At 62.1% G+C, this 21,393-nt stretch carries 18 protein-coding genes; 8 read left to right on the forward strand and 10 right to left on the reverse strand.

The window, feature by feature from the left end:
- Positions 1-217: 217 nt before the first annotated feature.
- Both gyrA and mtnA read right to left on the reverse strand, forming a co-directional pair.
- Positions 218-2,872, reverse strand: a complete 2,655-nt coding sequence (gene gyrA / locus AC07SI_RS15645) for a DNA gyrase subunit A (RefSeq protein WP_028619469.1) — start codon at positions 2,870-2,872, stop codon at positions 218-220.
- A 424-nt stretch (positions 2,873-3,296) separates the two neighbouring features.
- Positions 3,297-4,367, reverse strand: coding sequence for an S-methyl-5-thioribose-1-phosphate isomerase (gene mtnA / locus AC07SI_RS15650; protein WP_495006027.1), 1,071 nt, complete (start codon positions 4,365-4,367; stop codon positions 3,297-3,299).
- 109 nt (positions 4,368-4,476) lie between these two features.
- Here mtnA and AC07SI_RS15655 point away from each other — a divergent pair, with 109 nt between their 5' ends.
- The 4 genes from AC07SI_RS15655 (at position 4,477) to AC07SI_RS15670 (ending at position 8,158) form a co-directional block, all read left to right on the forward strand.
- On the forward strand, positions 4,477-5,808 hold the full coding sequence (locus AC07SI_RS15655; protein WP_495006028.1) for a TRZ/ATZ family hydrolase: 1,332 nt from the start codon (positions 4,477-4,479) through the stop codon (positions 5,806-5,808).
- Positions 5,809-5,872: 64 nt separating this feature from the next.
- Entirely contained in the window at positions 5,873-6,571 is a 699-nt protein-coding gene (gene ubiG, locus AC07SI_RS15660) for a bifunctional 2-polyprenyl-6-hydroxyphenol methylase/3-demethylubiquinol 3-O-methyltransferase UbiG (protein ID WP_003172645.1), read from the forward strand.
- 4 nt (positions 6,572-6,575) lie between these two features.
- Positions 6,576-7,247 carry an N-acetylmuramic acid 6-phosphate phosphatase MupP gene (gene mupP / locus AC07SI_RS15665; RefSeq protein ID WP_495006029.1) on the forward strand — a complete coding sequence of 224 codons (672 nt, stop codon included), beginning with the start codon at positions 6,576-6,578 and terminating at the stop codon, positions 7,245-7,247.
- Positions 7,248-7,417: 170 nt separating this feature from the next.
- Entirely contained in the window at positions 7,418-8,158 is a 741-nt protein-coding gene (locus tag AC07SI_RS15670) for a YciK family oxidoreductase (RefSeq protein WP_065901843.1), read from the forward strand.
- Between the two features lie 140 nt (positions 8,159-8,298).
- Here the strand turns inward: AC07SI_RS15670 and AC07SI_RS15675 are convergent, their stop codons facing one another.
- From AC07SI_RS15675 to AC07SI_RS15700, 6 genes are read right to left on the reverse strand one after another with little or no spacing between them, the layout of a single operon-like run.
- A complete protein-coding gene (locus AC07SI_RS15675; protein WP_495006030.1) occupies positions 8,299-9,813 on the reverse strand; it encodes an ABC transporter substrate-binding protein in 1,515 nt (504 codons plus the stop codon).
- Complete coding sequence (locus tag AC07SI_RS15680) at positions 9,795-10,814, reverse strand: ABC transporter ATP-binding protein (protein ID WP_065901846.1); 1,020 nt, start codon at positions 10,812-10,814, stop codon at positions 9,795-9,797. The genes AC07SI_RS15675 and AC07SI_RS15680 overlap by 19 nt, the downstream gene beginning before the upstream one ends.
- Entirely contained in the window at positions 10,811-11,767 is a 957-nt protein-coding gene (locus AC07SI_RS15685; protein ID WP_495006031.1) for an ABC transporter ATP-binding protein, read from the reverse strand. Before AC07SI_RS15685 ends, AC07SI_RS15680 begins: the two co-directional genes overlap by 4 nt.
- Positions 11,764-12,621 carry an ABC transporter permease gene (locus AC07SI_RS15690; protein ID WP_106804789.1) on the reverse strand — a complete coding sequence of 286 codons (858 nt, stop codon included), beginning with the start codon at positions 12,619-12,621 and terminating at the stop codon, positions 11,764-11,766. The genes AC07SI_RS15685 and AC07SI_RS15690 overlap by 4 nt, the downstream gene beginning before the upstream one ends.
- Positions 12,618-13,565 (reverse strand): ABC transporter permease, encoded by a 948-nt coding sequence (locus tag AC07SI_RS15695; RefSeq protein WP_495006032.1) that lies wholly within the window; start codon positions 13,563-13,565, stop codon positions 12,618-12,620. Before AC07SI_RS15695 ends, AC07SI_RS15690 begins: the two co-directional genes overlap by 4 nt.
- A gap of 3 nt (positions 13,566-13,568) precedes the next feature.
- Positions 13,569-14,456 carry a proline iminopeptidase-family hydrolase gene (locus tag AC07SI_RS15700; protein WP_120447919.1) on the reverse strand — a complete coding sequence of 296 codons (888 nt, stop codon included), beginning with the start codon at positions 14,454-14,456 and terminating at the stop codon, positions 13,569-13,571.
- 183 nt (positions 14,457-14,639) lie between these two features.
- Here AC07SI_RS15700 and AC07SI_RS15705 point away from each other — a divergent pair, with 183 nt between their 5' ends.
- Positions 14,640-15,404 carry a LuxR family transcriptional regulator gene (locus AC07SI_RS15705; protein WP_065901861.1) on the forward strand — a complete coding sequence of 255 codons (765 nt, stop codon included), beginning with the start codon at positions 14,640-14,642 and terminating at the stop codon, positions 15,402-15,404.
- A 95-nt stretch (positions 15,405-15,499) separates the two neighbouring features.
- Positions 15,500-16,426, forward strand: coding sequence for a proline iminopeptidase-family hydrolase (locus tag AC07SI_RS15710; protein WP_065901863.1), 927 nt, complete (start codon positions 15,500-15,502; stop codon positions 16,424-16,426).
- Between the two features lie 100 nt (positions 16,427-16,526).
- Here the strand turns inward: AC07SI_RS15710 and AC07SI_RS15715 are convergent, their stop codons facing one another.
- Entirely contained in the window at positions 16,527-18,029 is a 1,503-nt protein-coding gene (locus AC07SI_RS15715) for a nucleobase:cation symporter-2 family protein (RefSeq protein ID WP_065901865.1), read from the reverse strand.
- 158 nt (positions 18,030-18,187) lie between these two features.
- Here AC07SI_RS15715 and AC07SI_RS15720 point away from each other — a divergent pair, with 158 nt between their 5' ends.
- On the forward strand, positions 18,188-19,021 hold the full coding sequence (locus AC07SI_RS15720; RefSeq protein WP_495006033.1) for a nucleoside-binding protein: 834 nt from the start codon (positions 18,188-18,190) through the stop codon (positions 19,019-19,021).
- A 102-nt stretch (positions 19,022-19,123) separates the two neighbouring features.
- Here AC07SI_RS15720 and punC read toward each other — a convergent pair whose 3' ends face one another.
- The gene (gene punC / locus AC07SI_RS15725; RefSeq protein WP_106804794.1) at positions 19,124-20,314 is read right to left on the reverse strand and encodes a purine nucleoside transporter PunC; all 1,191 of its coding nucleotides are present in this window, start codon (positions 20,312-20,314) and stop codon (positions 19,124-19,126) included.
- Between the two features lie 122 nt (positions 20,315-20,436).
- Between punC and punR the strand changes: the two genes are divergently transcribed.
- The gene (punR, locus tag AC07SI_RS15730) at positions 20,437-21,351 is read left to right on the forward strand and encodes a DNA-binding transcriptional activator PunR (protein ID WP_065901871.1); all 915 of its coding nucleotides are present in this window, start codon (positions 20,437-20,439) and stop codon (positions 21,349-21,351) included.
- Positions 21,352-21,393: the final 42 nt, after the last annotated feature.

Consider the following 21,393-nt stretch of genomic DNA (forward strand, 5'->3'; position numbering starts at 1 on the left):
GCTGCAATCATGTTCGGCAACAACCTTTCTCTGGAGCGAACCCTTGTGGGAGCTGGCTTGCCTGCGATAAGGGCACCTCGGTAGCGCAGTGATACCGTGGCGCTGCCATCGCGGGCAAGCCAGCTCCCACATTGAGCGCGTCCAGCCAAAGGACGTGTTATTTCACAAGGGACAAACAACAAGGGGGCGAATCTTCATCCGCCCCCTGTGTGTCCGCTTATTCCTGCGGTTCTTCTTCGTCTGCGGCAGCATCGAGGGTTGGCTCGTCGACGTTGTCATCGCCTGCTGCGATCACCTCGCCGTCGAATTCTTCACCTTCCAGCTCTTCGCCTTCGACTTCCGATGGTTCCTGCACACGCTCCAGGCCCACCAGTTTTTCGTCTTTGGCCAGCTTGATCAGCGTCACGCCCTGGGTGTTACGGCCCAGGCTCGACACTTCAGCCACACGGGTACGTACCAGTGTGCCCTGGTCGGAAATCAGCATGATCTCCTCGCCGTCGAGCACCTGGACCGCGCCGACCAGACGGCCGTTGCGATCGTTGCTGACCATGGCGATCACGCCCTGGCCGCCACGCTTGTACTCCGGGAACTCGCTGATGGCGGTGCGCTTGCCATAACCACGCTCGGAAGCCGTGAGGATCTGGCTGCCTTCTTCCGGGATCAGCATCGAAATCAGCTTCTGCCCTTCCGGCAGGCGCATGCCACGCACACCGCGGGCGGTACGGCCCATGGCGCGGACGTCGGATTCCTTGAAGCGCGTGACCTTGCCGCCGTCGGAGAACAGCATGACTTCACGCTCGCCATCGGTAATGGCGGCGGAGATCAGTACGTCGCCTTCGTCCAGCTCCAGGGCGATCAGGCCCACGCTGCGTTGACGGCTGAAGGATTCCAGCGGGGTCTTCTTCACGGTGCCTTTGGCGGTCGCCATGAAGATGAAGTGACCTTCGGTGTATTCCTCGACCGGCAGCATGGTGGTGATGTACTCATCACTGTCCAGCGGCAGCAGGTTGACCAACGGACGACCACGGGCGGCACGCGAGGCTTCCGGGATCTCGTAGGTCTTGAGCCAGTACACCTTGCCCTTGCTGGAGAACAGCAGCAGCGTGGTGTGGCTGTTGGCGACCAGCAGGTGAGCGATGTAGTCCTCATCCTTCACGCCGGTAGCCGATTTACCTTTACCACCACGACGCTGGGCCTGGTACGCAGCCAGGGGCTGGGTCTTGGCATAACCACCGTGGGAAATGGTCACGACGCGCTCTTCTTCCGGGATCATGTCACCCAGGGTCAGGTCGAGACGCGCATCGAGGATTTCGGTGCGGCGCACGTCGCCATATTCGGCGCGGATCACTTCCAGTTCTTCGCGGATCACTTCCATCAGGCGCACGGCGCTGCTGAGGATGCGGATCAACTCACCGATCTGGTTGAGGATCTCCTGGTACTCGGCCAGCAGCTTCTCGTGCTCCAGGCCGGTCAGGCGGTGCAGGCGCAGCTCCAGGATGGCCTGGGCCTGTTCCGGCGACAGGAAGTACTTGCCTTCGCGCAGACCGTATTGCGGGTCCAGGGTCTCCGGACGGCACGAGTCGGCGCCGGCGCGTTCAACCATGGCCACCACGGCGCTGGATTCCCAAGGGGTGCTGATCAGCGCTTCCTTGGCTTCCGACGGGGTTGGCGAGGCCTTGATCAGGGCGATCACCGGGTCGATATTCGACAGCGCAACTGCCTGGCCTTCCAGGATGTGGCCGCGCTCGCGGGCCTTGCGCAGCTCGAATACGGTACGGCGGGTAACCACTTCGCGGCGGTGACGAACGAAGGCTTCGAGCAGATCCTTGAGGTTCAGGATGCGCGGGCGGCCGTCGATCAGTGCTACCACGTTGATACCAAACACGCTTTGCAGCTGGGTCTGGGCGTAGAGGTTGTTGAGGATAACCTCAGGCACTTCGCCACGACGCAGCTCGATCACCACGCGCATACCGTCTTTGTCGGACTCGTCGCGCAGCTCGGTGATGCCTTCGAGCTTCTTCTCTTTGACCAGCTCGGCGATCTTCTCGATCAGCCGGGCCTTGTTCAACTGGTACGGCAGTTCGGTGATGACGATCTGCTGGCGACCACCGACCTTGTCGATGTCTTCGATGATCGAGCGGGCGCGCATGTAAATGCGCCCGCGACCGGTGCGGTAGGCTTCGATGATACCGGCGCGACCGTTGATGATCGCAGCGGTCGGGAAGTCCGGACCGGGGATGTATTGCATCAGCTCATCGACAGTCAGCTCAGGATTGTCGATAAGGGCCAGGCAACCGTCGATGACTTCACCGAGGTTGTGTGGCGGGATGTTGGTGGCCATGCCCACGGCGATACCGCTGGAGCCGTTGACCAGCAGGTTTGGAATCTTGGTCGGCATGACGGCCGGGATCATTTCGGTGCCGTCGTAGTTCGGCACCCAGTCCACGGTTTCTTTATGCAGGTCGGCCAGCAGCTCGTGCGCCAGCTTGGTCATGCGCACTTCGGTGTATCGCATGGCCGCGGCGTTGTCGCCGTCGACCGAACCGAAGTTGCCCTGGCCGTCTACCAGCAGGTAGCGCAGGGAAAACGGCTGGGCCATCCGAACGATGGTGTCGTACACCGCAGTGTCGCCGTGAGGGTGATACTTACCGATCACGTCACCGACAACACGGGCAGATTTCTTGTACGGCTTGTTCCAGTCGTTACCCAGCTCGCTCATCGCGAACAGCACACGCCGGTGCACGGGCTTCAAGCCATCGCGCGCATCAGGCAGTGCCCGACCGACAATTACGCTCATCGCGTAGTCGAGGTAGGACTGTTTCAGCTCGTCTTCGATATTGACCGGGAGGATTTCTTTGGCCAGTTCGCCCATGAGAAGCCTGATTCCTTTTTCGGGTGAAACTTCGTCACATCCATATGGGACGAACGAAGCTCGCCGCTGCCGGCACAGTGCCTGACAACGACTTACGACAAATCAACGAGTTATGACACGGATCTGCACGTTATAGGCCACCCCTCGGGGCAGCCCTGGAAACCGCCGGATGTTATCACAATCGCCGCCACGCACCTATCCCCCTGATGCGCATGGAGCATAGTAAGTTGACGGATGACAGGCTTAAGGGCGACGAGAGGGGCTCAGAGATGCCTTGGTGCTATTTTTTGCGTATGGATCCAATGGTTTTGTTGACATTTGAGGGGGTTCGCCGGCAGGCCAGTTCCTACAATGTTGCACAGTGCGCACTGCCACCGCAGGAGCTGGCTTGCCAGCAATAGCAATCTCCCAGGCCGCAACACCCTCAATGCAATCGTTTACGGCACATCAACTTGGCCAGCTTGGCGGTATCCGGCCGCTCGACGATGCCTTTTTCAGTCACGATCACATCGATCAGGTCGGCGGGAGTCACGTCGAACACGGGGTTGAAAGCCGCCGCGTCCAAACGCTGCCCGGCGACTTCCAGCAACTCGCCCGCGTCGCGCTCTTCCAGGGCGACGTCCTCGCCAGTGGCCATCATCAGGTCCAGCGTCGAACTCGGCGCCACCACCATGAAGCGCACACCATGGTGCATGGCACACACCGCCAGCTGATAAGTGCCGATCGTGCCGATCACATCACCATTGGCCGCGATGCAGTCGGCGCCGACGACCACCCAGGTCACCCCTTTGGTCTTGAGGATATGCGCGCCGGCCGAGTCTGCATTGACGGTGGTCGCAATCCCCTCGCCCGCCAGCTCCCAGGCCGTCAACCGCGAGCCCTGCAGCCAGGGGCGCGTTTCGTTGACGTAGACATGCTCGACCAACCCCTCCAGGAAGGCGGCGCGGATCACCCCGAGGGCCGTGCCGACACCCCCGGTGGCCAGGGCGCCAGCATTGCCATGGGTGAGGATCGCCTGGGCATTGCCCTGGTGCTTGCGAATCCGCTCAAGGCCCAACTGCGCCATGCTCAGGTTGGCTTCACGGTCGCTTTCGTGGATCGCGATGGCTTCGGCTTCCAGCACCGCGGCCGGGTCGGCGTGCTTCTTGAGACGGTCGAGGCGGTCACGCATGCGCTTGAGGGCCCAGAACAGATTCGACCCTGTCGGACGCGAATCGGCCAGCAACGCGTAGTCCTCTTCCCATGCCGCCTGCCAGTCACCGCCTTCGGCAATGCGTCGACGGGCGGAGAGCACCAGCCCGTAGGCTGCGCTGATGCCGATGGCCGGCGCACCACGCACGGTCATCGAGCGGATGGCAGCGGCGACGTCTTCGACCGTCGAACACACCACCCAGCTTTCGCGGGAGGGCAAAACACGCTGATCGAGCAGGTGCAGTGCGCCATCACGCCAATCGATGGCCTTCACTTTCTCCGCTGCCAACAGTCGATCGCGCATCCCTCACCCCGTACTCATCAACAAAAGCCGCCGATTATAGCGATCCGCCAGCCTGGACGCTCGGGTATACTTCGCCCTTCTTTTATAGCTGCCCCGGAAGAAGCCTGCGATGACCGCCACTGCCGCCCCGCTCGACTTATTACTCCTGCCGACCTGGCTGGTGCCTGTCGAACCTGCCGGCGTGGTGCTCAAGGAGCATGCCCTGGGGATCCGCGATGGGCGCATTGCCTTTATCGGCCCACGGGCCGCCGCGCTGAAACTGGCGGCCACCGAGGTCCGCGAGTTGCCGGGCATGCTGCTCAGCCCGGGCCTGATCAACGCCCACGGGCACGCGGCGATGAGCCTGTTTCGCGGCCTGGCCGATGACCTGCCGCTGATGATATGGCTGGAAAAGCACATCTGGCCCGCCGAAGCCAAATGGGTCGATGAGGCCTTTGTGCGGGACGGCACCGATCTGGCCATCGCCGAGCAACTCAAGGGCGGCATCACCTGCTTCTCCGACATGTATTTCTACCCCAAGGTCGCCAGCGATTGCGTGCACAACAGCGGCATGCGCGCGCAGATCGCGATTCCGATCCTCGACTTCCCGATTCCCGGCGCCAGCAGCGCCGATGAGGCGATCCGCCAGGGCATCGAGCTGTTCGGCGACCTCAAGCACCACCCGCGCATCAAGATCACCTTCGGCCCCCACGCGCCCTATACCGTGTGCGATGCCAACCTGGAAAAGATCCGCGTGATCGCCGAGGAACTGGACGCCGCGATCCATATGCATGTGCACGAAACCGCCTTCGAGGTCCAACAGGCCGTCGAGCAGACCGGCGAACGGCCGCTGGCACGCCTGGGCCGCCTCGGGCTGCTCGGCCCGCGCTTCCAGGCCGTTCATATGACCCAAATCAGCGAGGACGACCTGGCTTTGCTGGTAGAAAGCAACACCAGCATCATCCATTGCCCGGAGTCGAACCTGAAACTGGCCAGTGGCTTCTGCCCGGTGGAGCGCCTGTGGCAGGCTGGCGTCAATGTGGCCATCGGCACCGACGGCGCCGCCAGCAACAATGACCTGGACCTGCTGGGCGAAACCCGCACAGCGGCGATGCTGGCCAAGGCTGTCGCCGGCTCGGCCACCGCTCTGGATGCCCACCGCGCACTGCGCATGGCGACGCTCAATGGCGCGCGCGCCATGGGCCTGGAGAACGAAATCGGCTCGCTGGAAGTCGGCAAGGCCGCGGACATGGTGGCCTTCGATCTTTCCGGGCTGGCGCAACAACCGATCTACGATCCGGTCTCACAGCTTATATATGCCACCGGACGCGATTGCGTGAAACACCTTTGGGTCGCCGGCAAGCAGTTGCTCGACGACCGGCAATTGACCCGCATGGATGAACAACAGTTGACCGCCACGGCCATTGCCTGGGGCCAACGCATCAGCGGACACCACGAATAACGCCGGTGCCGGGCGTGCGCGCCGGGCACCGACCACACGATTTATCAGGTTTAGAGGATTCACCATGAGCAACGTCGACCACGCCGAAATCGCCAAATTCGAAGCCCTCGCCCACCGCTGGTGGGACCGCGAGAGCGAGTTCAAGCCCCTGCACGACATCAACCCGCTGCGGGTCAACTGGATTGACGAACGCGTCAACCTGGCCGGCAAGAAGGTGCTGGACGTCGGTTGCGGCGGCGGCATCCTCAGCGAAGCCATGGCCCAGCGCGGAGCCACCGTGATGGGGATCGACATGGGCGAAGCCCCGCTCGCCGTGGCCCAGTTGCACCAGCTGGAATCCGGCGTGAGCGTGGAATACCGCCAGATCACCGCCGAAGCCCTGGCCGAGGAAATGCCCGAGCAGTTCGACGTGGTCACCTGCCTGGAAATGCTCGAGCACGTGCCAGACCCGTCCTCGGTGATCCGCGCCTGCTTCCGCATGGTCAAGCCGGGCGGCCAGGTGTTCTTCTCCACCATCAACCGCAACCCCAAGGCCTACCTGTTCGCGATCATCGGCGCCGAATACATCATGAAGCTGCTGCCGCGCGGCACCCACGACTTCAAGAAATTCATCCGTCCTTCCGAGCTGGGTGCCTGGAGTCGCCAGGCCGGGCTGACCGTCAAGGACATCATCGGCCTGACCTACAACCCATTGACCAAGCACTACAAGCTGGCCAGCGACGTTGACGTCAACTACATGATCCAGACCCTGCGCGAGGAGTAAGCCTGTGAAGTTGCGAGCGGTTCTCTTCGATATGGACGGTACCCTGCTGGACACCGCGCCGGACTTTATCGCCATCTGTCAGGCGATGCGTGCCGATCGCGGCCTGGCGCCGATCAACGACCAGCACATCCGCGATGAAATCTCCGGTGGCGCCCGCGCCATGGTCGCCGTGACCTTTTCCATGGACCCCGAATCGCCAGGTTTTGAAGCGTTGCGCCAGGAGTTCCTGGAGCGCTACCTCAAGGGCTGCGCGATCCACAGCAAGCTGTTCGATGGCATGGAAGAACTGCTGCAAGACATCGAGAAAGCCAAGCTGATCTGGGGCGTGGTCACCAACAAGCCGGTGCGCTTTGCCGAGCCGATCATGCAGCAACTGGGCCTGGCCGAGCGTTCGGCGCTGTTGATCTGCCCGGACCATGTGAAGAACAGCAAGCCGGACCCGGAGCCGCTGATCCTGGCCTGCAAGATGCTCGACCTGGACCCGGCCAGCGTGCTGTTCGTGGGCGATGACCTGCGCGACATCGAGTCCGGCCGCGACGCCGGCACGCGCACGGCGGCGGTGACCTACGGCTACATCCACCCGGATGACAACCCGCGCCACTGGGGCGCCGATGTGGTGGTGGATCACCCGCTGGAGCTGCGCAATGTGCTGGATAACGCGCTGTGCAGCTGCTGAGGCCAATGAAGATATGAATGTGGGAGCGGGCTTGCTCGCGAAGGCAGCGTGGCAGTCAATGAACGTGTCAACTGACCCACCGCCTTCGCGAGCACGCCCGCTCCCACAGGGGATCTTCACTACTCTCAAGCGTGGTGTTAGCAATCTGTTGAATTTTGTCGAGGCTATTTATGTTTGATTACTCCGCACGTCCAGAACTGCTCAAAGACCGCGTCATCCTGGTGACCGGTGCCGGTCGCGGGATTGGTGCGGCGGCGGCGAAAACCTACGCGGCCCATGGCGCCACGGTGCTGCTGCTGGGCAAGACCGAAGCCAACCTGGCCCAGGTCTACGACGAGATCGAAGCCGCAGGCCACCCGCAGCCGGTGGTGATTCCGTTCAACCTGGAGACGGCACTGCCGCATCAATACGATGAGCTGGCGGCGATGATCGAAAAGGCCTTCGGCCACCTCGACGGGTTGCTGCACAACGCCTCGATCATCGGCCCACGCACGCCGATCGAGCAGTTGTCCGGTGAAAACTTCATGCGCGTGATGCACGTGAACGTCAACGCGATGTTCATGCTGACCAGCACCTTGCTGCCGCTGCTCAAGCTGTCCCAGGATGCGTCGGTGGTGTTCACCTCCAGCAGCGTCGGGCGCAAGGGCCGGGCGTATTGGGGGGCTTATGGGGTGTCGAAGTTTGCCACGGAAGGTTTGATGCAAACCCTGGCCGACGAACTCGAGGATGTGGCGGCGGTACGCTCCAACAGCATCAACCCCGGCGGCACACGCACCAGCATGCGCGCCCAGGCGTATCCGGGTGAAAACCCGATGGAGCGGCCGGCGCCGGAAGAGATCATGCCGGTGTACCTGTACCTGATGGGGCCGGACAGTGCCGGGATCAACGGGCAGGCGTTTGACGCGCAATAAATATCGGGAACACAGCAGAACCTAATGTGGGAGCGGGCTTGCTCGCGAAAGCGGTGGATCAGTCGGTATTTCTGTTGACTGACACTCCGCCTTCGCGAGCAAGCCCGCTCCCACATTTGCATTGCAGTGCTCTCTGGAACTTAGTTTTTCACCACTTCCTCAAGGGTGAAGCGACCCAGCGGATTTTGCAGGAAGTTGCTCACATTCTTGCGTGAGATGTTGATGTAAGGGCTGTAGTACAGGTCGATCCAGTTCACATCCTGTTTCGCCAGTTTCTGCAGGTCGATATACATCTGCTCACGCTTGGCCGGATCGGCCTCGATCCGCGCTGCCGCCACCAGCGCCTTGACCTGGTCGTTCTTGTAGCGGGTCATGTAGTTCTGGTTGGTGTCGTGACCCAGCACAAAGGTGGTCTTCTGGTCCGGGTCGAGAATGTCGTTGGTCCAGTACATCACCGAAATATCGTAGTCACCGTCCACCAGCATCTGCCAGCTTTGGGTCGGGTCGACCTTCTGCAGGTTGGCGGTGACGCCGACCTTGGCCAGTTGATCCTTGATGATCACCGCAATCTGCTCGTCGGCTTCGTTGCCGGCGTTGACCACGTAGTTGAGTTTCAAGTCCTTGGCCCCCGCCTCGTCCAGCAGTTTCCTGGCGGCGGTCGGGTCATACGGGCGCTGCAGGTTGTTGGCGTAGTGGTACAGCGAGCCTTTCGGGATGTAGGAATAAGCCACGGTGCCTTGACCGTAAGTGGCGGTCTTGACCAGCGATTGCTTGTCGATCGCCATGTCCAACGCCTGACGCACTTGCGGCTTGGCCAGCAGGCCATGCTCGTGGTTGATCAGCAGGTGATCTTCACGGGTGGACGGGTCGGCGTGGATCACCACGTTCTGGTCTTTCTTCAGCTCTTCCACCCGCGAGAACGGCACGAAGATCGCTGTGTCCAGTTCGTTGTTCTGCACCATGCGCATACGCGTGTTGTCATCGGTCACCGACACCCATTCCACACCGTCCAGGCTCACCTTCCCGGCCTGCCAGAAGTTCGGGTTCTTTTTCAGAATCACCCGGTCACCCTTGCGCCACTCGTCGACGGTGAACGCACCGGAGGTCACTGGATTCTCCGAGTAGGCGTCCTCGCCCATTTTGGTCATGGCCTTTTCCGACAGGATCGACACCGTCGGCGACGCCAGTTGCGAGAGAAACGCCACCGCCGGGGTCTTCAGCGTGACCACCAGGGTTTTCGCGTCAGCCGCCTTGGCCGTGTTGATCAGGTTGAAAGGGTCTGCCCACAGCGAGGCTTTGTTGTCGCGGATGCGCAGCAGGCTGAACGCGGCGTCGTCGGCGGTGATCGCCGAGCCATCGGAGAATTTCGCATCGCGCAGCTTGAAGGTGTAGGTCAGGCCGTCCTTGGAGATGTCCCAGCTTTCTGCCAGCCCAGGTTCCATCTTGGTGCCCAGGTTATCCACGCGCACGAGGGTGTCGTAAACGTTGGCGAACACCCAGGTGTCGCGGTTTTGCGCGCTTTTGATCGGGTCGAACGTGGTGCTGTCTTCACGGCAGCCGATGGTCAGGACGCCGGCGGCCTGGGCAAAACCGGCGGTCAGCGACCACGCCGTCAGCGTGGCGGCGGCAAGCAACTTCAAGTGGCGCGATTGCATGTCATAACTCCTTGTTCATGATGGGCAGGAAGGGTCAACGGTTCTTCAAGCACGCAACTGTACCGATGCTCGTGCAGGAAATGAGTCGGCGGCAACACCACGGAACACATGGCCCGGGCATACCGACAACGCGGGTGAAAGGCGCAGCCCGCAGGCAAATTCAGCGGGCTCGGGGGTTCGCCGGGCAACGGCTCGGCAGGCAATGGCCGATACGGGTCGATCTCCGGAATCGCCTGGATCAAGGCCGCCGTGTAGGGATGACGCGGCGTGGTAAACACCGCTTCCACCGGGCCTTCCTCGACAATTTTGCCCAGGTACATCACCGCCACGCGGTCGCACAGGCGGCGCACGATGGCCAGGTCGTGGGCGATAAACAGGATCGCCAGGTTCATGCGCTGTTGCAGTTCCAGCAACAGATTGATGATCTGGCCCTGGATCGACACGTCCAGCGCCGCCACGCATTCATCGGCGATGATCAGGCGCGGCTCCACCGCCAGCGCCCGGGCAATCCCCACGCGCTGGCACTGGCCACCGCTGAGGGAGGCGGGTTTACGGCCGGCCAGTTCGGGGCGCAGGCCGACCAGTTCGAGCAACTCGGCGACGCGGTCGGGAATCCGCGCCGGCGTGACCTTGCGCTGTACCCGCAAGACCTCGGCGATGGTCTCGCCGATGGTGTGGCGCGGATTCAACGCGGCATACGGATCCTGGAAAATCATCGCGGTTTCGTGACGCAACCGGGCGATGTCGATCGCACTGCCGTGGGCCATGTCGACGCCATCGAACAACACCTGCCCGGCGCTGATCGGGTTGAGGTGCAGGATCGCCCGCCCCAGCGTGCTCTTGCCGCTGCCGGACTCGCCGACCAGCCCCAGCGTCTCGCCCGCCGCCAGGTTCAGCGAGACACCGTTCACCGCCCTCACCCACTGCTTGTTCAGGCCGAACACACCCGTGCCGGACGCCGCAAAGCGCACCTCCAGATCCTTGATCTGCAACAGGCTCATGGGCGAGCTCCCAACGGATAGTGACACGCCACCCGCGCACCTTCGGGCAACACTTCGGTACACAGGGCGCCGGCCTGTGGGCAGCGCGGGTTGAACCGACAGCCCGCCGGCAGCGCATCCAGCAACGGCGGCTGGCCGGGAATGGTGCGCAACAAGGCATGCCCGCTGCTGTGGGCCGGCTGGCAGTCGATCAGGCCGGCGGTGTACGGGTGTTGCGGATGCGCCAGCAGCGCGTATTTGCTGCCGTGCTCGCACAGGCGCCCGGCGTACATCACCGCGATGGAATCGCAGGTCTGCGCCACCACGCCGAGGTCATGGGTGATCATGATGATCGACAGGCCGCGCTGGTCGCGCAGGTCGAGCAACAGCCGCAGGATTTGCGCCTGTACCGTCACATCCAGGGCAGTGGTCGGCTCGTCGGCGATCAGCACTCTCGGGTTGCAACCCAAGGCCACGGCGATCATCGCGCGCTGGCGCATGCCGCCGGAAAATTCGTGGGGATAGTTGTCGACCCGTGCCTGGGGATCGGGAATGCCGACCTGGCGCAACACCTCGATGGCGTGGCGGTGCGCGTCTTTTTTCGATGCGCCTTGATGCAGGCGCACGCCCTCGGCGATCTGCGCACCGATGCGCATCAAGGGGTCGAGGTGGCTGCTGGGGTTCTGGAAGATCATGCCCAGCTGCCCACCCCGCACGGCGCGCATGCCGGCATCGTCGAGTTGCAGCAGGTCACGGCCAGCCAGGTGCACGGCACCGCCTTGCACGCGCAGGCTGGGCGACGGCAACAGGCGCATCAGGCCACGACAGGCCATGGTCTTGCCCGACCCGCTCTCGCCCACCAGGCCCAGGACTTCACCTTCGGCGAGGTCGAAGGACACCCGGTCCACCAGGGTCACATCCTGCCCGGCGTTGTTGGCGATCACACTCAAGTCACGCACCTGCAACAGGCTCATGCGCGATCCCCCAACACTTGCGCCACCCCATCGGCCAGCAGGCTGAAGCCCATGGCCAGGGTGACGATGGCCAGGCCGGGAAAGGTGCAGATCCACCAGGCCGTGGTGATAAACGCCTGGCCTTCGGCGACCATCGTCCCCCACTCGGCCGTCGGTGGCTGCACCCCCAGGCCGAGGTAGCTCACGGCGGCGCCGTTGAGCAGCACCAACACGGCATCGGACATGGAAAACACGATCGAGCCAAACAGCGCATTGGGCAGCAAATGCCGAAACAGAATGCGCCCATGGCCAAAGCCCAGGCTCTTGGCGGCCAGGGCGAAGTCGCTTTCCTTGAGCACCAGGATCTGCGAGCGGATCAGCCGCGCGTACGACACCCAGCCCACCAATGCCATGGCGATATAAAAACTCTTCAGGCCGGGCCCCAGGATGGCCATGATTGCCAACATCAACACCAGGAACGGGAACGCCAGAATCACGTCGATCACGCGCATGCACACGCTGTCGAAGCGCCCACCGATGTAACCGGACACCGCACCGACAAAGGTGCCGATCATGAACGGGAAGATCACGCCGATGATCGCCAGTTGCAGGTCGATACGCGCGCCCCAGATCACCCTCGAAAGGATATCCCTGCCATAGTTGTCCGTGCCAAATGGATGGGCCAGGCTTGGGCTGAGCAAGCTGATATCGGTGTTCTGCGCAATCGGGTCATACGGCGCAATCCACGGCGCAAACACCGCCAGGGCCAACCACAGCAGCAGCACCAGCAGCCCCCACGCGGCCGTCAGCCGGCCATTGCGCAAACCCAAACGCAGACGCAAGCGCCACGGGGCAATCAACGGGCGGCTGCTCATTGCATTTTTACCCGTGGGTCTAGGGCCACCGTCACCACGTCCGCGACGAAGTTGACCAGCACCGTTGCGCACGCCAGCACCATGGCCACGCCCTGCACCACCATGTAGTCGCGGGTGAAAATGCCGCGCACCAGCAGTTGGCCGATACCGGGAATCGCGAACAGGCTTTCGATCACCACCGTACCGCTGATCAGCCAACCAATGTTCACCGCCAGCAGGTTGACCGCCGGCACCAGGGAGTTGGGCAGTACATGGCGGCGAAACACCGCCGCTTCCGACAGCCCGCGCGCCCGGGCGGCGGTGACGTGGTCAGCCTGCAACTCCATCAACATGCTCGCCCGCAGGTTGCGCACCAGCACCGCCGACAATGCCAGGGCGATGGTCAGGCACGGCAAGACCATGTGGTGGGCCTTGTCCAGCCAGGTCCGCCCGTAGCCGGACACCGGGAACAAGCCCCATTGCACGCCGAGCAGCAGGATCAGCATCAAGCCCAGCCAGAACGCCGGCATGCCCAGGCCCACGGTGGTAAACACGCGGATCAGGTTATCCACCCAACCGCCCTTGTTACGCGCGGCCCAACTCGCCAGCGGCAGCGCAATCAGCAGCGCCAGCACCACACTGCCGAGCACCAGTACCAGGGTCGGCTCGATGCGGGTGACGATCAGTTTCAAGGCGTCGACCTTGTACAGCAGCGATTGGCCGAGGTCGCCCTTGAGCAGGTTTTTCAGGAAGTAGAAATATTGCAGCCACAGCGGCTGGTCGAGGCCGTACTGGGCGCGGATCTTCAGCAACGCATCGGGTGTGCTGCGCGACCCCAGCAAGGCGCGCGCCGGGTCGCCCGGAATCGAGCGCACCAGCACGAAGGTAATCAGGCTGATGCCAAACAGCACCGGCAGCAATTGCAGCGGCCGGGACAGCACAAAACGGTAGCGCGCCAGGTTCATCCGTCAACCTCGATGGCGAGCGAGGAAGTCCAGCAGCACGGGGAAATACGCCTGGGGCTCCTCATAAAATGGCATATGGCTGCTGTTGGGGAATACGTGCAATTCGGCGTGCCGGGCCGCCATTTTCATGCGCATGGCGCAGGCCGGGGTGAGTTCGTCGTGCTGGCCGGTGGTAATCAGGATCGGCATCTTGAACGCGGCCATTTCAGGAAGGCGGTTCCAGTCCTTGAGGTTGCCGATGTAGAGGAATTCGTTGGGCCCCTGCATGGTTTCGTAGGGCCCCATGTTCCAGTCGCCCAGGGAGCGCTTGACCGGCTCGGGCCACTCGTCCAGGCGGCAGACGTGGCGGTAGTTGAGCAAGGTGATCGCGGCCTGGTATTGCGGGTGGTCAAGGGTGCCCATGGCCTCATGGCGCTGCATCATGGCCACGGTTTCGCTGCCGAGCGCGCCGCGCAGGCGTTCGAGTTCCTGGGACAGGTGGGGAATGTCGCCGACGGTGTTCTCGAGGATCAGGCTTTTCAGGGCGTCGGGGTAATGAATGGCGTATTCGATACCGAGCCAGCCGCCCCAGGAATGCCCGAGCAGGTGCACGCGTCCCAGCCCCAGGGCTTGGCGCACGGTTTCAACTTCTTCGACATAACGGCGGATTTCCCACAGCGAAACATCGGTCGGTCTGGCTGATGCGCCCGTGCCAAGCTGGTCGAATGCAACCACTCGCAGGCCTTGCTCCTTGAGCCAGCCATGGGCGTCGCGCAAGTAGTCACACGGCAGGCCCGGGCCGCCATTGAGGCACAGCAGCACCTCATCGCCTTCGCCAAAGCTGTAGGCCACGAGGTTATGGCCGTCGACTTGCACGTTGTACTGCTGGTCGGGGGCAATTTCACGCCACATGCATACATTCCTTGTGTTGTGTCGGCCTGGCAGGTAGCGGCCTTTTGTCGGGCCAACACTACCGAGGATGCCGCGCGTCCATAACCTAGCATTTCTTATAGGTTTGGCCTGGCTGTCCTTCGCCGGGGCGTGGCATTCTACTTGCAGCAAGTCGAGATTCAAATGAATTCGGGAGCAGAACGGATGCTGGCCAAGCTAACTGCCTTCAATCAGCGTCTGATGCCGGGCAGGAGCCTGGACGAGCAGATGGACAACACTTTTATCCTCGCCCAACAGCTGGGTTTCGACGCGCTGGTGTATGACTACACCCCGGTGCCGATTGACCAGGATGGTGCACTGATCACCCCCTCGGTACTGGAACTGCGCAACACCCCGCCCGACTGGCATGCGTTGTGGTGCAGCAAAGGGTTTTACCAGATCGACCCAGTGCAACACCTGGCCTTGCGCACGGTGTCGGCGTTCGTGTGGTCCTACGAAGCCAAGGCCGACACCGCCCTGCAAACCATCATCGACCCCTGCCACGCCCCCGTTTCGTCCTACCTGCACGACCAGCAACTGACCTGCGGTGTCAGCGTGCCGATCCACCTGCCCCGTGGCGGCTTCGCCTCGCTCACAGGCCTGCGGACCGGCACAGCACATTCCGTGTTGCAGGATGCGCAGCAGACCCTGTCGGACTTCAGCCTGATTTCCCACGCATTGCAGGAAGCGGCCTACCCGTTGTTCAGCAAGGAACTGCGCACTTACCCGCATATTCACCTGACCAAGCGCGAGCGCGAGTGCCTCAAATGGGCAGCCGAAGGCCTGACCGCCGCCGAAATCGCCACGCAACTGAGCCGCTCGCTGGCCGTGGTTACCCTGCACCTGGCCTCGGCGATGCACAAGCTGGGGGCCAAGAACCGTGTGCAGGCGGTGGTGCGTGCCACCCATTACCGCCTGCTCGAAGATTGATCCCTGGGCAAAACCTAGCTGTTTTGCTAGTTACTTAAATTTCGCGCACGCATTATCGTGTCCCTGATCCTTTTTCAAAGAGAGCAGGGTACGAAATGGAATTCATCGAAAAAATCCGCGAAGGCTATGCGGCGTTTGGTGCCTACCAGACCTGGTACCGCGTCACCGGCGACCTCTCCAGCGGCCTCACCCCGCTGGTGGTCATTCACGGCGGTCCCGGCTGCACCCATGACTACGTAGACGCGTTCAAGGATGTCGCCGCCAGCGGCCACGCCGTCATCCACTACGACCAACTGGGTAACGGCCGCTCGACCCACCTGCCCGACGAAGCCCGCTCTTTCTGGACGGTCGACCTGTTTCTCGCAGAGCTGAACAACCTCTTGGATCACCTGCAGATCAGCGACGACTACGCGATCCTCGGCCAGTCCTGGGGCGGCATGCTCGGCAGTGAGCACGCGATCCTGCAACCCAAGGGCCTGCGGGCGTTTATCCCGGCCAACTCACCGACGTGCATGCGCACCTGGGTCAGCGAGGCCAACCGCCTGCGCAAGCTGTTGCCCGAAGGTGTGCATGAAACCCTGCTCAAGCATGAAGCCGCCGGCACTTATCAAGACCCCGAATACCTCGCCGCCTCGCGGGTGTTCTATGACCACCACGTGTGCCGGGTCAACCCATGGCCGGAAGAAGTCGCGCGCACTTTCGCCCAAGTCGATTCGGACCCCACGGTGTACCACGCCATGAGCGGCCCGACTGAATTCCACGTGATCGGCAGTTTGAAGGACTGGAAGTCGATCGGCCGCCTGTCGGCAATCAATGTCCCGACCCTGGTGATTTCCGGCCGGCATGACGAGGCCACCCCGCTGGTGGTCAAGCCGTTCTTGGATGAAATCGCCGATGTGCGCTGGGCGCTGTTTGAAGACTCCAGCCACATGCCCCATGTGGAAGAGCGCCAGGCGTGCATGGGCACGGTGGTGAAGTTTCTGGATGAGGTGTGTTCGCACCAAGTGCTCAAGGCCAGTTGAATCTCCATGTGTGTGCGGGCTTGCTCGCGAATGCGGTCTGTCAGCCGGCCTATGTTTCGACTGATCCACCGCATTCGCGAGCAAGCCCGCTTCCACAGGGTTAAACGTGGCTGGTTTCGGGCTTTGTCATTTTCCTCGGCACATCCGCCACCATCGGAATCTCCTTGCCCTCGGCATCGAACAACTTGCCGCCGCTGAAGTAATCCCCCTCGCGCAAGGCGGCCACGTCGTGGAAGCACAGGCTGCGCTCAGTCCCCGCCACGAACACCGACTGCTGGTCGGAGTTGCCTGCGGTGAAATGGTTGAACGCCAGGTTCAGCAAGATCGCCATGATTGCCGACGAACTGATGCCTGAGTGAAAAATGGTCGCGAACCAGGTGGGGAAGTGATCGTAGAAACTCGGCGCGGCAATCGGGATCATGCCGAAACCGATGCTCGTGGCGACGATGATCAGGTTCATATTGTTGCGGTAATCGACCTTCGACAGGGTGCGAATGCCACTGGCCGCCACCGTGCCGAACAGCACAATCCCGGCACCGCCCAGCACTGAAGTCGGCACCGCGGCGATCACCCGCCCCATGAAGGGCAGCAGGCCGAGGATCACCAGGAACAGCCCGCCGGTGGCCACCACAAAGCGGCTTTTCACCCCGGTGACCGCCACCAGGCCGACGTTCTGGGCAAACGCGCTCTGGGTGAACGAACCGAAGATCGGCGCAAACATGCTCGACAGCATGTCGGCGCGCAGGCCGTTGCCCAGGCGCTTGGAGTCGACCTTGGTGTCGATGATCTCACCCACCGCCAGGATATCTGCCGAGGTTTCCACCAGGGTCACCATCACCACGATGCACATCGAAATGATCGCGGCCACATGGAACGTCGGCATGCCGAAATGGAAAGGCGTGGGGAAGCCGAACATCGGCCCTTGGGTAACACCGGAGAAGTCGGCCATGCCGAGGAACACCGCAATCACGGTGCCGATCACCATCGCCAGCAGGATCGACAGGCGCGAGATGGTCGCGCTGCCGATTTTGCTCAGCAACAACACCAACACCAATGTCAGTGCCGCCAGGCCGATATTGGGCATGCTGCCGAAATCCGCCGCGCGGCTGTTGCCGCCCATGGCCCAGCGCGCCGCCACCGGCATCAGCGTCAAGCCGATGGTGGTGATCACGATGCCTGTGACCAACGGCGGGAAAAACTGGGTGATCCGCGAGAACACCGGGGTGATCAGCAGGCCTATGAATGATGCGGCCATCACCGCGCCGAGAATCGCCGGCACCCCGCCAGCGCCGTCGCTGCCGACAATCGCAACCATGGTTGCCACGCCAGCAAACGACACGCCCTGCACCAGCGGCAACTGACAGCCAAAAAACGGCAGCCCCAGGGTTTGCAGCAACGTTGCGAGGCCGCCGGCAAACAGCGATGCAGCGATCAACAGACCGATATCTGCCGGCGACAACCCGGCTGCCTGGCCGACGATCAACGGTACCGCGACGATGCCGCCGTACATGGTGAGCACATGCTGCAGGCCGTAAGCCATGTTGGCGGCGACGCCGAGATTCTCATCTTCTGGCCGCTGCGGTGACGCCTTCGGGATAGTCATGGTGAGGGGTTCTCTGTTTTTGTTGTGCGGACACTGTATGCAATCTTTGGAGTGGATGTCCATAGAGTTGTATACAATCCTTCGAACAAGATACCCTCCATCGGCGTTACAAAAATAATCCGGCCGTGATGAGCCAGAACGCCCAAGGACCGATAACAATGAAAAAAGCCCTACAGGGAGCAACCGTCGCACTCACCCTCCTCGGCGGCGGGGAGGCTGTCGCGGTGGAATGGATGAACAACAGCGTAGGATTTCGCTACGGCCAGCAGTTCACCAACCCGAATAACCCCGACGAATTCAGCAAGCGCATCTACAGCTTTACCCATGCCAGCGGCTACACGTACGGCAGTAATTTTCTGAACCTGGATGTGTTCCTGTCCGACAGCCGCGACCCGCGCAAGGGCACCGACCACGGGGGCAGCGAGGTGTACGCGGTGTACCGGCACCAGTTGTATGCATCACGGGTGTTCGATAGGCCGCTGGGCACTGGCCTGATCAAGGACTACGCACTGACCCTGGGCTTCGACGCCAACCGCAACAACAACTTCGCGTCGGCGAAAAAACGTGCGCTGGTGATCGGCCCGACCCTGAAATTCAACACCGTGGGGGTGCTGGACCTGAGCCTGATGTACTACAAGGAACGCAATCACACCGGCATCCCCGGCGCGCAGGAGTCCAACCACACCTTCGATGACACCTACATGCTCAACCTGACGTGGATGCGTCCTTTCGAGATCGCTAACCACGCTGCGAAATTCCAGGGGTTCATCAATTACGTCGGGGAAAAAGGCGAGGACTACCATGGCCGTGACACGGCACCGGAAGCACTGATGCGCACCGCGCTGATGGTGTCGGTGCGACCGGGTAAAAGCGTGAAGCCGAACCTGTACCTCGGGGTGGGTTATGAGTACTGGCATAACAAGTTCGGCGTGGACGGCGGCCGGGGCAGCCGCACGTCAACGCCGACGGTGAATCTGGAAATCACCTTCTGACGGCAGGCGCTGGCCTGCCTGCGACCGCATCGGCTCGGTGTACCTGATACACCCAGTCGTCCGCATTGCAGGCAAGCCAACGCCTACAGCTTGACCGGGGTGTCACTCCAGATCCGGCGCCAGCGCTGAATGGACGGTTTTCGGCCGCGCCAGCCAGTAACCCAGCACCGCCAACGGTGCGGTCGCCAGCATCACGATCACGGTGATCATCAGCGGCTCATCGATCATCGACGACACCAGCAGGCTGCTGAGAAAGCACAGGCCCAGTTGCAGGGTGTTTTGCAGGGCCGCCGCCTTGCCGGAGTTTTCCGCAAACGGCATCAGTGCATTTGCTACCACAATCGGGTAGCTGGCACCGTTGACCAGCGCCATCAGGCAGAATGGAATCAGCAACGTGGTGAGAGTCGGCGCGGTGAATGTCGCGACCAGGTACAACGCAACCATGCTGATGCAATAAGCCAGCAGCAGCCACGGCAACAGCGTCTTGCCCTGGAAGCGCTGCAAGGCGCTGCGGCAGCTGTAGCCGCCGATCAGGAACGCGAGGGTCGGCAGCACGTAGCTCAGGCCGATATCGTTCGGGCTGTAGCCCATGCCCCCAAGGATGAACGGCGAAGCGGTCAGCCAGGCGAAGAAGCTGGCCGAACACGCAGCAAAGATCATCACATTGCCGGTAAACACGCGGGACGTGAGCAATTGCCCATACCCCAGACGCGTAGGTTCGCCCTCTTCTATCGGACGTTTCGGCAGGCTGCGCAGGAACAAGGTTGGCACCAGCAACAACACCGACACCCCCAGCAATACGCCGAAGATGGCCTGCCATCCCAAGTGATTCAGTACCATCGCGCCCAGCAGCGGCGCCAGGGCCGGCGACAGCGACATCAGCGGCATGATGCTGGCGAACACGCGGTGAGCCTTGTCGGCCGGGTAGCGGTCGATCACCAGCGCCTGCCAACTGACGGCAGCGGCACACACACCCACCGCTTGCATAAACCGCAAGGCCAGCAACTGCGGCGCCGTTTCGACCCAGAACATCCCCGCACAGCCGAGCACGAACAGGCTCAGGCCCGCGAGCAGGATCGGCTTGCGGCCCAGCCGATCGGACAACGGCCCCCACAACAATTGCCCCAGCGCAAAGCCCGCGAGGAAAATACTCAAGCTGGCGCCGACCGCGCCTGCGCTGATCTGCAGCTGCTCGCCCATGGCGCCGAACGCCGGCAGGTACATGTCCATCGCCAGATAGCCGAGCATGCTCAGCCCCGCCAGATACCCGGTAAAACCAAAAGAATTTTTCATTGAAGCCTTGTAGATCCTGCCATCAAACTATTTGCTGACTGGCGCCCATTATGAAGCTGACAGTTTTTGTGTGAAGCGATAATAATTGGACATTCTTATCAATATTTTTGAAGGCAGCCGCCATGTGGTCCGAATATTCCCTGGATGTGGTCGATGCCGTGGCGCGCCACGGCAGCTTCAGCGCCGCTGCCCAGGAACTGCACCGCGTGCCGTCGGCCATCAGCTATACGGTGCGTCAGCTTGAGGAGTGGCTGGCGGTTCCATTGTTTGTACGGCGTCACCGTGACGTCGAGCTGACCCCCGCCGGCCGCCTGTTTATCGACGAAGCTCGCGGCGTGATGAAAAAAATGCTCGGCACCCGGCGTTTGTGCCAGCAGGTTGCCAATGGCTGGAGCGGCCAGCTGAAGGTGGCCGTGGACTCCATCGTCAAACCCCAGCGTTGTCGGCAACTGGTACTGGACTTCTACCGGCAGTTTCCTGAAGTGGAATTGCTGCTGGAGTACGAGGTGTACAACGGCGTGTGGGATGCCCTGGCGGACGAGCGCACCGATATCGTCATCGGTGCCACCAGCGCGGTGCCGGTGGCCAGTCACTTCACCTTTCGCGACATGGGCTTGTTGAACTGGCTGTGTGTGGTCAGCGCGAAACATCCATTGGCAGCCATGCAAGGGTTGCTCAATGACGACCAACTGCGCCCATTCGCCTCATTGTGCATGACCGACACTTCTCGCAACCTGCCCAAGCGCGACACCTGGACTCTGGATAACCAACGCCGCCTGGTGGTGCCCAACTGGGCCTCCGCCATTGATTGCCTGCGCGACGGCCTCTGCGTCGGCATGGCACCGGCGCATCAGGTACTGCCGTGGATCGAACGGGGTGAATTGGTGGCGCTGCACCTGTCGCGGCCCTTCCCGGCCAGCCCGTCGTGCGTGGCCTGGGCACAGGGCAAGCTGTCCCCGGCCATGGCCTGGTTGCTGGAATACCTGGGAGATACCGAAACGATGAACCAAGAGTGGCTGAACGGAAACGACCTCTGAGGATGATGAAGATCCCTCGTAGGAGCGGACAAGCCCGTTCCT

It is taken from the genome of Pseudomonas sp. GW821-FHT05D12 (assembly GCF_059419825.1).